The sequence below is a fragment of the Martelella mediterranea genome (genome assembly GCF_021021415.1).
Classification (GTDB): domain Bacteria; phylum Pseudomonadota; class Alphaproteobacteria; order Rhizobiales; family Rhizobiaceae; genus Martelella; species Martelella mediterranea_C.
Genome location: NZ_JAINWJ010000053.1, coordinates 15,968 through 31,357, shown reverse-complemented (window position 1 = coordinate 31,357; position 15,390 = coordinate 15,968). Strand labels below are relative to the sequence as shown.

Genomic DNA, 15,390 nt, shown 5'->3' with positions numbered 1-15,390 from the left:
CGAAGCCCTTCTTCCGGGCTTCGGTCAACCGACTGGGAATATGCCATGCTAGAGATCATCGCGAAGCGGGCGGTCAATATCATTCCGATCTGCTTCTTCGTCTACACGATCGTCTTCTTTCTGCTTCGGATCGCCCCCGGCGACCCTGCAACCGCCATGCTGGGCGATTATGCCTCTGCTGAGGCAGTGGCCAATCTGCAGAAGCAGATGGGGCTCGATCGTCCGCTTGTGGTGCAATACTGGGATGGGTTGACCGGGCTTTTGCGGGGGGACCTGGGCACGTCCCTGTCTTCCGGCCGCCCGGTTGCCGACCAGATTCTGGCGGCTCTGCCCTACACGCTGGAGCTTTCGCTGTCAGCGCTTGCGATCGGTATCCTGCTCGGCGTGCCGCTCGGCATGATCTCGGCGGTGAAGCGCGATAGCTTCGTCGATCACGGCAGCCGCGTCTTGTCGCTGGCTGGCCTTTCGGTGCCCAGCTTCGTGCTGGGGATCGTGCTGATGCTGATCTTCGCGATCTACGTACCGATCCTGCCAGCCGTCGGCGGGGGTGATCGCGGCGATGTGCTCAGCATTCTGGATCATCTGGTCTTGCCGGCGACAACGCTGGGGCTGATCATGATGGCCTATGTGACCCGCGTCACCCGCAATGCCATGCTGAACGTACTGAGCGACGACTATATCCGCACGGCGCGCGCCAAGGGTATCCCGGAATGGCGCGTCATTCTCGGCCATGCCTTCCCGAACTGTCTGGTGCCGTTGATCTCGCTTTGCGCGATCAACTTCATCATGCTGATCTCGTCCTCGGTGATGGTGGAAATCATCTTTTCCCGCCCCGGTCTCGGGCGGCTGCTGGTCGGCGCGATGCGCCAGCGTGACTACGTCTCGCTGCAATCCGTTCTGGTGGTCTACGCCTTTCTGATCATCCTCGTGAACATGCTGGCCGACATCCTCTACGGCATCGCCAACCCCAGGATCCGGGCGAAATGACTGTGCTTCTTTCCCGTTTTCGCGGCAATGGCGTCGCCGCCTTCGCCCTTGCCGGGCTTCTCGTCCTGCTTCTGGTCGCAGCCCTTGCGCCGGTTCTGCCGATCGCCGATCCGCTTGATCACGACCCCTACAATACCCTGGCCGCTCCGTCCGCCGAGCACATTCTGGGAACAGACAACCAGGGCCGCGACCTGCTGTCGCGGTCGATCTACGGTGCTCGGGTTTCGCTTCTGGTCTCCATCGTCTCGATCGGGGTGGCGATGGTTGTGGGCACCATATTCGGCGTCCTTGCCGGATACTGGCGCGGCTGGACCGAAGTCGCGATCATGCGCGTCGCCGACAGTCTGATGGCGTTTCCGGCGCTGATCCTCGGCATCGCGGTCATGGCGATCCTCGGCTCGGGCCTGGACAAGGTCATCCTCTGTCTGGCCATCGTCATGACGCCGCGTTTCACCCGCATTGCCTATGGCGCGACCATGACGGTGCGCCCGCGCGAGTTCATCGAGGCGGCCAATGCCGTGTCAGCCCCCTTCCTGCGGATTTTCCGGGTGCATATCCTGCCCAACATCTTCAGTGAACTGCTGGTGGTGGGGGCGCTGTGGATCGGCACGGCGATCCAGATCGAGGCGTCGCTGTCGTTCATCGGAATCGGCGTGCCGCCGCCGCAGCCGACTTGGGGGAACATGATCAAGGACGGCCTCGACTATCTGCCGATCGCGCCCTGGATGGCGCTGGTGCCGAGCGCGGCGATTTTCCTGACGATCATCTTCTTCAATCTCGTCGGCGATTCCGTCCGCGACATCATCGACCCCAAGCACTACCGCTAGGATCAGGCCGCATGTCCACAATGACCACATCCCAGCCCAGCCACGCGGCAGATCGTATGCCCGATTTCAGCAACGACCTGCAACTCAGCGTCCGTGATCTGGAGATCACCCTGACCACCAGAGACGAAGCGAAGCCTCTGGTGAAGGGCATCAGCTTCGACATACGGCGCGGTGAGACCGTCTGTCTCGTCGGTGAGAGCGGATGCGGAAAGTCCGTGACCTCGCTTGCCATCATGGGGCTTCTGCAAAGCCCGCCGCTTTCGGTGACCGGCGGGCAGATCCTGCTTCGCGAGGGCGATAGCGTGACCGACCTCGCCGCGCTCACGCCGCGCGGCAGCGCCTATCGCGACCTGCGCGGACGGGCAATGTCGATGATCTTCCAGGAGCCGATGACATCGCTTAATCCGGCCCATCGCAATGGCCGCCAGATCGTTGAAATGATCCGTCAGCATATCAGCCTGTCGCGCGCAGCGGCGTGGGATCGGATGCTTGAAATGCTGCGGCTTGTCGGCATCCCTTCGCCGGAAATCCGGGCGAAACAGTACCCCCACCAGCTTTCGGGCGGCATGCGGCAGAGAGTGATGATTGCACTGGCGCTCGCCTGCGATCCGGGGCTGCTGCTGGCCGATGAACCGACCACGGCGCTGGACGTGACGACACAGGCGCAGATCCTGAACGAGATCCGCAAACTCAGCGTGAAGCGTCATACCGCGACGCTGTTCATCACCCATGATCTCGGCGTGGTGGCGCAACTCGCCGACCACGTCCATGTCATGTATCACGGCAAGATCGTCGAAAGCGGCACGGTGCGGGAGATATTCAAGAACCCGCGCCATCCCTATACGCGCGGCCTGCTGGCTTCCGTCCCCTCGCTCGCGCGCGACCAGGAAACGGACATGGAGACGCTGGATCCTATCCCTGGATCGGTCCGCGACCTGCCCGAAGATCCGTCCGCCTGTCCATTCCAGCCTCGGTGTCGCATGGCGCTAAAGCGCTGCGCGCATGAAACGCCGCCGGAATTTCAGGTGAGCGAAACACACAAGGCACGATGCTGGCTGGAGGCGGAAATCCGATGACAGAGATGAAGACAGACAACGATACCGTTCTGGATATTTGCGACCTCTCGGTCCGTTTCGACGTGGGCGGTGGTTTCATGGGGCGCGGCAGGAAGGTGCTGAAGGCGGTCGAAGGCTTCAACCTGAAGGTCCGTCGCGGCGAGACGCTGGGCGTGGTCGGCGAAAGCGGATGCGGAAAATCGACCTTGGCGCGGGCGCTGATGGGGCTGGTGCCGGTGCATTCCGGCAGGATCGGCTTTTATCCCACAGCGTCCGGTTTCGGGCCGGAAGGCCTCGACCTTGCAAGATGCGGCAAGTCGGCCTGGAAGAAGGCTCACCGGGCCATCCAGATCGTGTTTCAGGATCCCTTTTCGTCGCTCTCGCCCAAACAGACCGTCGGCAATATCGTCGGCGAACCTTTGATCGTTCATGGCGTTGCCCCGCGCGGCTGGCGCGAACGGGTATGCGAGCTTCTCGACATGGTCGGGCTGTCAGGCGCCGATTTCGACCGCTATCCGCATGAGTTTTCCGGCGGCCAGCGGCAGCGCATCATGATCGCCCGCGCCATCGCGCTGGAGCCCGAGGTGCTGATCGCCGACGAGGCGGTTTCCGCACTCGACGTATCGATCCAGCTACAGGTGATCCGTCTTCTAGAAGAATTGAAACAGAAACTGGGCCTGACCCTGATCTTCATCTCCCACGACCTGTCGGTCGTGCGCGCCCTGTCGGATCGGGTGGTGATCATGTATCTCGGCCGCCGGGTAGAGGTCGGGCCCGGTCGCCGGATTTTCACGGATCCGCGGCATCCCTATACGCGCATGCTGATCCGCTCCACCCCGGTGCCCGATCCCGATTTTCGGCTGGAGGAAATGGAAAGCTTCGGCGAACTGCCTTCTCCGATCGCGCCGCCGCCGGGCTGTCCGTTTCATCCGCGTTGCGCCCATGCGCAAGAGCTTTGCAGCGCCCGTCTGCCGGAGCCGCGCCCGCTGGAGGCGGGGCATGTGGCCGCCTGCCATTTCGCGGCGGATCTGCCGGTTATGCCGCCTTTGCGCGGCCAGGCGGCCTGATCATGGTCTACGATCTTGCGATCATCGGTGGCGGCATCAATGGCGCGGCGCTCATGCGTGAGGCGGCCGCGCGCGGTGCGCAGGTCATACTGCTGGAAAAGGCGGACTTCGGAAGCGGCTCCACCAGTCGGTCGTCGCGGCTTCTGCATTGCGGGCTACGCTATCTTGCGCCCGGCAGTTCGATGTCGCGTTTCCTGACCAGTCCCGACCAGTTGACGCGCGCCCTGCGCACGGTGCAGCGTTCCATGCGGGCCCGCAATGCGCTCGTCGCCGAGCGCCCGCATCTGCTCAAGCCGATCAGGATGACCTTTCCGATCTATGAAGGCGACACCTATCGCGGCTGGCAGATCGACGCGGCTTTCGCGGTCCTGCGTCATTTCGGTCGCGGCGGAGCACCGCTTGATTATCGCCGCTACCGCCCGGACCGGTTGGGCGAGGCGCTTCCCTTCGTCGACTGCCTGCCGAAGCGCAAGCCGCTGCGCCATGTTATCGCCTACACCGAATATCAGTTCGACTGGCCGGAGCGCCTGACCGTGGACATGGTGCTGGAGGCGGAGATGCTGGGGGCGGAGGCCCGCAATTACTGCCCGGTGACGGCCATTTCCGAAACCGGCGACATCTGGCGGCTCGACACGCCCGAGGGGGCGGTCGAGGCAAAGGCGGTCGCCAATCTCGCCGGCCCCTGGGTCGACAAGGTGGCGGGACTTGAGGAGCGGGCGCACCCGCGCATGGTCAACACGACGCGCGGATCGCATCTCGTCATGCAACTCGGGCTGGAATTCCGGGGGCATGGCGTGATGACCATGAGCGGGCTCGATCACCCGTTCTACTGCTTCCCCTGGCGCGACCGCCACTTCATCGGCCCAACGGAGACGGCCAGCACCGAGAACCCCGATACTGTACGCCCCGAGGCGGCGGAAAAGGCCGCCCTTCTGGCGGACCTCAAGGGCCAGTTGCCGGGGCTCGATGTGGATATCGGAGATACCGCGCTCGGCTGGGCGGGGCTCAGGCCCCTGACCCACGAGCCGCGCACGATGATGGCGGCGCGCAATCGGGTGATCCACCAACTGGGCCGCGCCGGCGGGCCGAAATTCGTCGCGCTCACAAATGGCTCGCTTGGCGCACATGCGATAACGGCCGACGATATCTCCGACCTGCTCGGCCTTTCGCGCGCTCAACGCCGGGAGCCGCCCGTCGTCGGGCCAGAAATCAGCCCGAACGACACCCATGTGCGCCATCTGGCAGACGTTGTCTGGCGGCGTCGGGGACGTGTGTGGGACGCAGATTGCGGGAAAGCGGATGCGGCTAGCGAGGTAGCCGCACTTGCTGGCCAGCTTGGCTGGAGCGCGGCCCGCATCGACGAGGAACTGTGGCATTTCCAACGGGAAACGGCATTTTTCCGCTACCCGGGTTCAGACGAGGTCCTCCCGCAGGAGCCCCTCGAACGCCCTGACAGCAAGCGGCAGTGACGGCGGAAAAGAAGCCCTGTCTCCATTTCAGTCTGAGGGTCGCCCGTTTCCTTTGAGCATCGCCTCGAGTTCGGGGTAGACTGCGGCGTTTCCGGCAATAAGCTTGTTGCCGCGGCGCAGTCCGTCGACCATCCGCTCGCCCTGAGGGGCATTGGCCGGCTTCTATCTTGATGAGCCGGCCAATGCCCTTCAGGGCGAGCCTTGTCTTTTCGTCTCAGCTTTACTGCGTACAGCTTTTCCGGTGCGCGCCGACGGCGGAGCGTGCGAGCAGCTCCTCGCATTGTTCCCTGGAATAGCCGAGTTCTTTCATCAGCACGGCCTCGGTGTCCTCCCCAAGAAGCGAAGGCGCAAAGCTGTGGCCGGTCGTCTTGCCGTCGAAGCGGATTGGACCGCGCACCATGCGGAGATCGCCGATTTCGGGATGGTGGACGGTTTCAATCAGCCCGTGCGCCTTGACGTGATCCTGCTCCAGTGCCTCGCCGATCGAAAGGATTGGCGCATTGGGTACGTCGAAGGAGGCCAGCCTGTCGAGCCAGTAGGCTGTGTCGTCCTGCATCATGCGGGCGTTGATGATCGGCTCCAGCAGGTCCCGGTTTTCGAGGCGAGTCTGATAGAGCGCGAAGCGCGGGTCTTCGATCAGGTTTTCACGATCGAGGCAGCGTGCGAAATTGTGCCAGAAACGCTCCGTCAGACAGGCGACGATCACATAGCCATCCGAGGTCGGAAACGAGCCATAGGGCGCGATGCTTTGATGCTGCGTGCCGACCGGCTTCGGGTTTTCGCCTGTGAGGAAATAGATCTGCGAGAGGTAGCCCTGCATCGCTATCAGGCTGTCGAGCATCGCCACTTCGACATGCCGCCCATGCCCTTTCACATCGCGTTCGTGCAGGGCGGCGAGAATGCCGAAGACGGAGAAGATGCTGCCCGCCATGTCGCCGAGCGGCAGGCCGAGCTTGTTTGGCGGCTGTCCCGGCTCGCGGTTGACGCTCATCACGCCGGAAAACGCCTGAGCGACAATGTCGAAGGCCGGCCTGTCGCGATGCGGGCTTGTCGCGCCGAAACCGGAGATCGAACGATAAATCAGGCCCGAATTGTCCGCCTTCAACGCATTATAGCCGAGGCCAAGGCGATCCATCACGCCGGGGCGGAAATTCTCCAGGACGATATCGCTTTTTGCCGCCAGTTCGCGGGCGATCTTCAAGCCCTCGGGCGATTTCAGGTCGAGGGCGACGCTTTTCTTGGAGCGGTTGAGGGCGATGTAATAGTGGCTCATCCCGCCCTTGAAGGGAGGAAAGCCGCGCGTCTCGGCTCCCTTTTCGGTCGGCTCGATCTTGATCACCTCGGCGCCGAGATCGGCCAGCACCATGGAGGCATAGGGGCCGGAGAGAATCCGGGAAAAGTCGAGGACCTTGATGCCCGAAAGCGGCCCCTCAGCCTTGTTTGCGTGCGCCATCCGGCCCTCCCTTACGCGCGATCTTCATCACCGCCGTCGCCAGCGCGACGGTTCTCTCGCCTTCTCGCACCGCGGCGTCGACGAACATCATAGCGCCTGATGTCTGCCGCACCGCTGCTTCGGCCTCAAGGCGGGCGCCGGGTCTTGTGCTGTCGGTGAAGCGCGTGCTCATCTCGACGGTTACCACCGGCGCCCGGTCGGCCGCCCGCCAGGCGACGAGTGCGATCGCCTGGTCGGCGAGACCGGCGATCACCCCGCCATGGACCAGGCCGATGGCGTTGGCATGTGCCTCGCCGGTTTCAAGCGCGTAGGTGAAGCCGCTGTCTTCCCGCCGTGAGAACGGCGGTGCAAAAGTCGGCCACGGAAGCGGCGGAATAATTCGGTCGCGGGCGGAGTAAAATCCGGCCACCTATTTTCCTTCTGCACTGAGCGCAGGAGGGACAGAGGATTTATACTGTAAATTGGCATAGGGGTTCGACGCCGATCGACACGATAAGTCTTTGAAATGTTTAAAGTGTGTGGGGACTCGGTACCACGCCGAATGACACCGCATAAGCGAGAGCGGAGGGCGAGGCTTTTGACCGGGGTCTTTAACTTTACGATGCCATCGCCGCGCGCTCACGGTGCGTGTGTAATCCGAGCCGTTGACGCCGATGCACTGTCGGAGCCCGTCGCGATTTTCTTGAGCCAGAAGTGCTCGGATGGTCCGAAACTGTCCTCACGGCGATCCCGGTGGCGTCGGGCTGCCATTGCGATCCTTGGCCTGATCTTCCGCGTGACGCCGCTGAAATCTCTCAAGGTTGCTGGTCATGCGCCACATTAAGTCGCGAAACGCCTCGATCTCCTCGTCGGAGAAACCGTCGAATGCGGCGGTCCAATACTGCGTGATCGCGCCATAGGCCTTTGCATGCGCAGCGATGCCGCTTTCGGTGATCTTGACGATCTGGCTCCGCCGATCTTTCGGGCTGGTGACCCGGCGGATCAGGCCCCGTCGTTCCAGCAGGCCGAGTGTGCGCGAGATATTGTTGCTGTCCTGGTCGACAAGCGTCGACAGGGCCACCTGATTGATCCCGTCGCTGACACGCAACTGGCGTAAAATGACCTCCTGCTCGCGCGACAGGTCGCTGTCGGCCGCTTTCAAAAGGCGCGATAGGGTAAGGTTCACCTGCTTGTTGAACCGGGCAACCGGCAGGCGTCGGACGGGTACGTTCTTCAGGTCTGTGTCGTCGGTCATCCGGGCCCAGAGGTTTTGGGAAGCGATCAGGCGAATATATCATTAGAGGGGCCGATGTTGTCCACCAGGACGCGACGAATTTCATTTGCCGCGCCGACAGCCATGGCGATCTGCGCCTCGCGGGTCATAGCGGCCACATGCGGTGTGGTGACGACTTGAGGCAGGGCAAAGAGCGGATCATCGAAATCGGGCGGTTCGGCGTCGAACACGTCGAGCGCGGCGCCGTCGATCTTGCCGGCTTCGAGGGCCTGGGTCAGCGCCGCAGTGTCGATCAGACCACCGCGCGAGGTGTTGACCAGCAGTGATCCGGTCTTCATCCGACCGATACGCTCTTCGTTCATCAGATGCCACGTGTCGTGCATCAGCGGACAATGCAGGCAGACCACATCCGCCTGCGCCAGAAGCCCATCGAGCGGGGCGGTCTCATAAGGGCAATCGTCGAGCATCTCCGGCATGGCGTCATATACGACGACACGCGCGCCAAAGGCATGGAACAAGCGAGCGGTGCGCTGCCCGATGCGTCCGAACCCGACGATGCCGACGGTGGCATGCGCCAGTTCGCGCCCCATCAGGTTTTCGCGGGCCCAGGCGCGGCTTTCCTTGATCATCCGCTCGCCCTGCGTGACCTTGCGCAGGGCCGCGAGGGTCAGGCCCAGCGTCGCCTCGGCCACTGCATTGGAATTGGCGGCCGGGGTGATCGAGACCGGGATATTGGCGGCGCGGATCGCATCGAGGTCAAGATCGTCGAGCCCGACGCCGTGCCGGGCAATGATCTGCACCCTGGTTTGCGCCGCGACGATCTCGGCATCCGTCTTGGCGATCTTATGCAGCACGGCATCGGCCGCCGGGATCGCCTTCAGGATATCGGCCTTCCGGGGCGGTTCGGGTAGGATCGTCAATTCGGCAAACTCCCGCAGCAGGTCGAGACCCTCGGGCCGCACGTTTCCAAGCACGAGGACGTGGTAAGGTTTGCGCATCTCAGACTCCGGAATAGGCGTTGAAGCCGCCATCGACGGCGGTGGTGGTTCCGGTCACGTAGCGAGAAGCGTTCGACGCGTACCAGAGTGCGGTCCCGATCAGGTCTTCGACCTCGCCGAGCCGGGCCATCGGCGTCAGATCGACGATTCTCTGTCCGCGTGCAGACAGCGAGCCGTCCTCCTCGAAGAGCGTCAGCCGGGCGCGTTCGTTGGGAAAGAACCCCGGGGCGATCGCGTTCACGCGCATTTCCGGCGAATAGTTCTGCGCGACATGACAGGCGAGCCATTGGGTGAAGTTGTTGACCGCCGCCTTGGCCGCGGCGTAGGCGGGGCGTCCTTCCAGCGGACGAAAGGCGTTCATCGAGGTGACATTGATCATCGAGCCGCCGAACCGGCTCTTCGCAATACTGGGCCCGTAGACCAGGCAGGGCAGTACGGCCCCGCCCATGATGTTCAGGTTCAGGGTCTCGCTGATGGCGCTGGCGTCCAGGTTGAAAAAGCCGGTATCGCCACCGGTCATCGCCGCCTTGATATTGCCGCCGGCGCAGTTGACCAGGATGTCGATGCCGCCGAACCGCTCCAGCGTCTCCGCGCAATGCGCCCGGAGCGCGGATTCGGACTGGACATCGACCTGCGACACGGCCGGCCGCGCCCCCTGCGCGGCAAGGTCATCGGCCAGCGCCTCCAGCCGGGCGGGATTGGAATTGTAGGTCAACGCCAGGTTGGCGCCGGCCTCGGCGAATCCGCGGGCGATGGCGCCGCCGATGGCACCGGATGCGCCGGTGATGACGGCGGTTCTGCCGTTGAGAGAAAAAAGCGACATCAATGCACGTCCTTCCATTTCGGATGTTCGAGAGCGTCCGGGTTGACGACATTGTCGGGGATGCCGCCGGACAGGGTGGCGAGGCATTGCCGTGCCGCCGTCATGGCGATGTTGCGCTGGGTATCGAACGTCATGGCGGCGATATGCGGCAGCACGATACAGTTGTTCATCTGCAAGAGCGGCTCGCTGCTGCGCACCGGCTCGTTTGCCAGAACATCCGTCGCCGCCGCAAAGATGCGTTTTTCCGCCAGCGCGTCATGAAGCGCTGCTTCGTCAACCACACCGCCGCGCGAGAGGTTCAGCAGGATGGCGGTCGATTTCATCCGCGCGAACTGGTCCGCGCCGATTAGGTTGCGGGTCTCTGCGGTGAGCGGGGTGTGCAGGGAGATCACGTCGCTTTCTGCCAGCAGGCGCTCCAGTCCGACCAGTTCCAGCGGCAGGTCGGACAGGCCACGCGATGAGGGCCGGGGATGATGGGCTAACACCCGCATGCCAAGTGCCGTCACTCGTTCGACTACAGCCCGCCCGATCCGCCCGACACCGACGATCCCGAAGGTCTTGCCGGTGACTTCAAGCCCGGCAAAGGCCTGCCGGTCCGGCGTGCCATTCAGACAGGCGGCGCTTGCCTGCGGGAGGCAGCGGGCGGCCGCGAACATCAGACCGATCGTGTACTCCGATATCGCCCCCGTGTTGACACCGGCGGCGATCGATACCGCGATGCCGTTGCGGGTGGCGTGGTCCAGATCCACGTTGCTGTAACCGGTGCCGTGCCGGGCGACATGGCGCAGCGCCGGGGCGGCTGTCATCAGTTGGGCGTCGATCAGGACTGGATCGGTTTTCGACAGGATGACCTGTGCTCCAGCGACCCGTTCAAGAACCGCCTCGCGCGTCAGCTCTTCGGTTCCGAAAGCGACGTCGGTCTTGCTACGCAGCAGATGCTCGGCTTCGGAATGGATCGGTTCGGTGACATAGAGCGGAATGCGCATGGGTTTGACAGCCATCAGCGAATGGTGAACCCGCCGTCGACCGGAATGGTGATGCCGGTGACATAGGACCCCAGCTCCGAGGCGAGGTAGAGGACCGCGTTGGCATAATCGACGGGCTCGCCCTGACGTTGGATCGCCAGCTTGGCCATGACCTTGTCGGTTTCGTTTTCGCCTCGATAGAACATCTGGCCGTCGCGCCCGCCGATCTTGGCGGTCGAGGTAAATCCCGGTGCCAGCGCGTTGACAGTGATGTTGTGCTCACCAAGCTCGCGAGCCAGCAGTTTTGTCGCCATGATGACCCCGGCTTTCGAGACCGAGTAGGGGCCGCGGCTGACATTGGCGTTGAGCCCCGTAGACGACGACAGGTTGACGATCGTGCCGCCCTGGCCTTGCGCGATCATCTGCTCGGCGGCATAGCGTGCGCACATCACCAGCCCTTTGAGATTGATGTTGAAAACCGCGTCCCATTCCTCGTCGGTCACGTGCATGAGGGTTTCGCGGCTCGAGATCCCGGCATTGTTCACAAGGATGTCGATGCGCCCGAGTTCCGCTGTACAACGCGCTACCATCTGTTTGACCTGCGCCCGGTCTGCTACGTCACAGACCACCGGCAAGGAGCGGCGTCCCAGGGCTTCGATCGCGGCGCAGGTCTGCTGCATGTGATCGTCATCGGCGATATCGGCGATGCAGACATCGGCGCCGCATTCGGCAAGCCGGATTGCCTGCGCCGCGCCCAGTTGTCTGCGCCCGCCCGTAACGATGGCGACCTTACCTTCAAGCGAGATCTGAATGCTCATTTTAGCGGCCTTTTCGGATTGGAATTGGTAATCTGTGCCGGTCTGGCGGTTCGGCGTCAAAAAAACATGTTGCTACATGCAAGTCAACAGGCCTAAGTTCGGGTGCAGGTTTTCAGCACGACAGAGAAGGCACGGTACATGTCCCCAGACCCGACACAGACCCTGAGCGAGCAACTTGCCGAACTGACTGAATGGGTGGGATCGCGCCCGTTGCCGGGCGCGGTCACGCAAGAGATCAAGCTTTGTTTCCTGGACTTTCTGGCCGCTACGCTGGCCGCGCCTTCGGACGCGGCCCTGCCGCTGATGGCAAATGCCTTCGGCGAGGGGCCGGCGCGCCTGTTGCATCGTCCGGAGCGGATCAGCGTGGCGGGGGCGGCTTATGTTCACGGCTTTCTCGCAACCGTCGAGGACATCGACGATGCTCATGCGCTCGCTTCGGGCATGCATTTGTCGGCCACCGTCTTTCCTGTCGCCCTGGCGCTGGCGCAATCAGGCAATCTGCCGATGCGGCGGGTCTTGCGCGGGGCGGTTGCCGGCTATGAAGTCGCCGGCCGATTGGTGCGTAGCATGGACGCCGGTCTGCGCAAGACCGGGTTCCACTCGACCGGGGCGATCGGTCCGTTTGCGGCCTGCGCGACCGCGGGGGTGATTCTTGGCCTGTCGCGCAAACAGCAGACCGATGCGTTTGGCATCGCAGCCAACGGGGCAGGGGGGCTCTTTGCTTTTCTGCCGACCGGGGCGTCTTCGCGCCACAGTCACGGGGCGAATGCCTGTGTAACAGGATTGATGGCGGCATTGGCCGCCAAAGGCGGCGTCACGGGCCCGGCCGATGTTTTCGAGGCCCCCGACGGCTTCATCCGCGCCTATGCCGGTGAGTGCGACCGGAGCTTTATCGACCGTCAGCTGTCCTCCGCTCCGGAGGATTTCGAGGTGCATAACGCCTACCACAAGAGGTTCATGGCCTGCGGACACGCCATTCCGTCCATCACCATGGCGCTGGAATCCCACGCGGGTCAGGCTTCAGATCCCGACGATATCATCGCGGTGCGGATTTATGGGTACAAAGCGAGCGCCGCCCTGACCCGGTTTCCGGTGCCCTCGGTTTCGGCGGCGAAATTCTCATTGCCGGTGATATTTGCGCTGGCCGCCCTGTACGGCGACGTTTCCGCACGGGAAATGCGGATGGAGGTGATCGAAAGATCGGAGGTGCAGGCCCTGGCGGCCCGGACCCAGGTGTTCGAAGATCGCCAGTGCACGGAACGGTTTCCCAAAGCGCGCTGCGGACGGGTCGAGATCGACCTTGCGAGCGGCGGTACCGTGCATCTCGAAACCGATGCGCCGGTGGGAATGCCGGCAAACCCCCTGCAGTTCGACGATGTAAGTCGAAAATTCCTCGCGATTGCGCCGGAGCAGGTCGCTGGGATGAAGCGCAACAGGGTGGTTGAGGTTGTTCGCGACCTTGCCGACAACGGGGGGCGGTTTCCGGCCTTTAAGGCATGATGCGCTATTGACAACAGTGTAATTGTCAACAATCGTATTATGATCGTAAACTCGATGAGTTATGGCTTGTGACATACAATTGAAGGACGCACGCGGTATGATAACGAAATTGACCATGAGCGCTGGTCCTCTGAGCGAACGCCTCTCCCGGTGGCGGCAGCTGCTGCCAGGCATCTTTGCCGCAACCCTCGTGGCCGGGGCCGCGCAGTTCGTATCGGACAACTATCAGGCGCCGACGATGCTGATGGCGCTGCTCTTTGGCATTGCCATGAACTTTCTAAGCGAGGAAAGCGCCTCGGCGCCGGGTATCCAGTTTGCCTCGCGGACAATCCTGCGGTCCGGCGTTGCCTTGCTGGGCGCCCGGATCAGTGTCGATATCTTTGCCTTGCTGGGCGTCTGGACAATTCTTCTGGTGGTTCTCGGCGTCGGTGCGACGATCCTGTTCGCCACTCTCATCGCGTCCTCGCTCAGGCAGGGCCCGCGTTTCGCCATCCTGACCGGCGGCGCCGTCGCGGTATGCGGGGCATCGGCGGCGATGGCGATTGCGGCATGTCTGCCCAAGGACGAGCGCTCGGAGAACAATCTGATCTTCACTGTGCTCTCGGTTACGTTGCTGTCGACGGTGGCGATGATCGTCTATCCGATCCTGATTCAGTATTTCGATCTGTCGATGATAGAGACCGGCGTCTTCCTCGGCGGGACGATCCACGATGTCGCACAGGTTGTCGGTGCAGGCTTTTCGGTCTCGGAGGAAACCGGGGAAATCGCGACGCTTGTCAAGCTGTTGCGGGTCAGCATGCTGGCGCCCATCGTGCTGGTGATTTCGATCTACTGGCGGCGCAAGGGCGGACAGCACGCCGAGGGAACCCCGATTCTGCCGCAATTCGTAATCTGGTTCCTGATATTCGCGGCCATCAACAGTGTCGGCTGGATGCCCGAAGAGGTCGTGGAGTTCACCGGGACCCTGTCACGCTGGTTGCTCGTGATCGCTATCGCCGCCGTCGGCATGAAGATTTCGCTTGCCCAGGTCATGGTGGTCGGCTGGCGCGCGATTGCCTTCGTGACGCTGGAGACAATCTTCATCGCCACACTGGTTCTCGGTGGGCTGAAGCTGATCGCCACCTTCTGAGCTCGGGGGTGATTCCCGAATAATACAAACCTTCGCGGTGACAACAATCTCAGATCAACAGAGGCGCACCGCCTGCCTTCGTGCGCCGCAGTACAAGGAGCAAGGTCATTCCGGACTTGGTAACAATAGGAGAAACCTGTGCGGTGCTGGTCGCTAAAACCGGTGGGCCGCTGCGGTATTCATCCGAATTCGAGCGGCGCCCCGGTGGGGCCGAAAGCACCGTCGCAGTTGGCGTCGCGCGCCTGGGACATTCCGCGGGCTGGATGTCGAAGGTCGGCGACGACGAGTTCGGCGAATACATCTTGAACGTCATGCGCGGAGAGAATGTCGATGTATCTTCTGTCCGAAAGAGCGCCGAGGCCCAGACTGGTGTGTTCTTTCGCGAAAATCGGGCATCGGGACCGTCTTCGGTCTATTACTACAGGAAGCACTCGGCCTTTTCGACCTATGGGCCCGACGATCTTGACGAAGATTATATCGCCAGCGCCCGAATCCTGCATCTGACGGGCATCACGCCCGGGCTGTCCGCCACCTGCCGCGCGGCAGTCGACCGTGCTGTCGATATTGCAAAGGCGAATAACGTCACCGTGGTGGTCGACCCGAACTACCGCGCCAAGGTATGGGGCGCCGAGGAAGCGCGCGAATGTCTCGAACCCCTGATGTTGCGCGCGGATCATGTGCTGGCGGGACAGGAAGATCTGGCAAAACTGACCGGAGTAACCTGCGAAAAGAAGCTGCTTGGCTATCTGCACGGCCTCGGATTGCCCCAGGTCATTCTCAAGCTCGGGCGCGAAGGGGCGATCCTGTCTGGCGACAATACGATCGAAAGAGTGGCCAGCTATCTGACCGACCGCCCGGTGGACCGTTTCGGTGTCGGTGATTCATTCGCGGCCGGTTTCCTGGTCGGGTTGCTCGAGGAGCTGCCGGTGCGCGAGGCGGTCTCCCTCGGCAACGCGGTCGCGGGTTGGTCCATCCGGTTGCCGGGTAATATCGAGGCATTGCCCGATTGGGATGACCTTCATCAGTTCCGCAGCGAATCGAATTTCGTGGTGCGCTGATTGAGCGCGTCAGAAGGAGTGGGCTGCC

At 62.7% G+C, this 15,390-nt stretch carries 15 protein-coding genes; 8 read left to right on the top strand and 7 right to left on the bottom strand.

What is annotated here, in order from left to right; all coding sequences use genetic code 11:
- The first annotated feature begins 45 nt into the window (after window positions 1-45).
- The 5 genes from K7H91_RS22225 to K7H91_RS22205 are packed head-to-tail and all read left to right on the top strand — an operon-like array spanning window position 46 to window position 5,405.
- Entirely contained in the window at window positions 46-987 is a 942-nt protein-coding gene (locus K7H91_RS22225; RefSeq protein WP_230722390.1) for an ABC transporter permease, read from the top strand.
- On the top strand, window positions 984-1,814 hold the full coding sequence (locus tag K7H91_RS22220) for an ABC transporter permease (RefSeq protein WP_230722389.1): 831 nt from the start codon (window positions 984-986) through the stop codon (window positions 1,812-1,814). Before K7H91_RS22225 ends, K7H91_RS22220 begins: the two co-directional genes overlap by 4 nt.
- 11 nt (window positions 1,815-1,825) lie before the next feature.
- Entirely contained in the window at window positions 1,826-2,890 is a 1,065-nt protein-coding gene (locus K7H91_RS22215; RefSeq protein ID WP_230722388.1) for an ABC transporter ATP-binding protein, read from the top strand.
- Window positions 2,887-3,936, top strand: coding sequence for an ABC transporter ATP-binding protein (locus K7H91_RS22210; protein WP_230722387.1), 1,050 nt, complete (start codon window positions 2,887-2,889; stop codon window positions 3,934-3,936). The genes K7H91_RS22215 and K7H91_RS22210 overlap by 4 nt, the downstream gene beginning before the upstream one ends.
- Before the next feature lie 2 nt (window positions 3,937-3,938).
- Entirely contained in the window at window positions 3,939-5,405 is a 1,467-nt protein-coding gene (locus K7H91_RS22205; RefSeq protein WP_230722386.1) for an FAD-dependent oxidoreductase, read from the top strand.
- Between the two features lie 220 nt (window positions 5,406-5,625).
- Here the strand turns inward: K7H91_RS22205 and K7H91_RS22200 are convergent, their stop codons facing one another.
- The 7 genes from K7H91_RS22200 to K7H91_RS22170 all read right to left on the bottom strand — a co-directional run bounded on the left by K7H91_RS22200 (window position 5,626) and on the right by K7H91_RS22170 (window position 11,735).
- Window positions 5,626-6,858 carry a CaiB/BaiF CoA transferase family protein gene (locus K7H91_RS22200; RefSeq protein WP_230722385.1) on the bottom strand — a complete coding sequence of 411 codons (1,233 nt, stop codon included), beginning with the start codon at window positions 6,856-6,858 and terminating at the stop codon, window positions 5,626-5,628.
- Window positions 6,836-7,267 (bottom strand): PaaI family thioesterase, encoded by a 432-nt coding sequence (locus K7H91_RS22195; RefSeq protein ID WP_230722384.1) that lies wholly within the window; start codon window positions 7,265-7,267, stop codon window positions 6,836-6,838. The genes K7H91_RS22200 and K7H91_RS22195 overlap by 23 nt, the downstream gene beginning before the upstream one ends.
- Before the next feature lie 309 nt (window positions 7,268-7,576).
- Complete coding sequence (locus tag K7H91_RS22190) at window positions 7,577-8,092, bottom strand: MarR family winged helix-turn-helix transcriptional regulator (RefSeq protein WP_230722383.1); 516 nt, start codon at window positions 8,090-8,092, stop codon at window positions 7,577-7,579.
- 26 nt (window positions 8,093-8,118) lie between these two features.
- The gene (locus K7H91_RS22185) at window positions 8,119-9,069 is read right to left on the bottom strand and encodes a hydroxyacid dehydrogenase (RefSeq protein WP_230722382.1); all 951 of its coding nucleotides are present in this window, start codon (window positions 9,067-9,069) and stop codon (window positions 8,119-8,121) included.
- Window position 9,070: 1 nt separating this feature from the next.
- Window positions 9,071-9,892: an SDR family oxidoreductase gene (locus K7H91_RS22180; protein ID WP_230722381.1), complete on the bottom strand. Its 822-nt coding sequence runs from the start codon at window positions 9,890-9,892 to the stop codon at window positions 9,071-9,073.
- Entirely contained in the window at window positions 9,892-10,893 is a 1,002-nt protein-coding gene (locus K7H91_RS22175) for a hydroxyacid dehydrogenase (RefSeq protein ID WP_230722380.1), read from the bottom strand. Before K7H91_RS22175 ends, K7H91_RS22180 begins: the two co-directional genes overlap by 1 nt.
- Window positions 10,893-11,735, bottom strand: a complete 843-nt coding sequence (locus tag K7H91_RS22170; protein WP_230722379.1) for an SDR family NAD(P)-dependent oxidoreductase — start codon at window positions 11,733-11,735, stop codon at window positions 10,893-10,895. The genes K7H91_RS22175 and K7H91_RS22170 overlap by 1 nt, the downstream gene beginning before the upstream one ends.
- 78 nt (window positions 11,736-11,813) lie before the next feature.
- Between K7H91_RS22170 and K7H91_RS22165 the strand changes: the two genes are divergently transcribed.
- From K7H91_RS22165 to K7H91_RS22155, 3 genes are all read left to right on the top strand, one after another.
- Window positions 11,814-13,175, top strand: coding sequence for an MmgE/PrpD family protein (locus K7H91_RS22165; protein WP_230722378.1), 1,362 nt, complete (start codon window positions 11,814-11,816; stop codon window positions 13,173-13,175).
- Between the two features lie 115 nt (window positions 13,176-13,290).
- On the top strand, window positions 13,291-14,304 hold the full coding sequence (locus K7H91_RS22160; protein ID WP_230722377.1) for a YeiH family protein: 1,014 nt from the start codon (window positions 13,291-13,293) through the stop codon (window positions 14,302-14,304).
- Between the two features lie 80 nt (window positions 14,305-14,384).
- A complete protein-coding gene (locus K7H91_RS22155; protein WP_230722376.1) occupies window positions 14,385-15,362 on the top strand; it encodes a sugar kinase in 978 nt (325 codons plus the stop codon).
- Window positions 15,363-15,390: the final 28 nt, after the last annotated feature.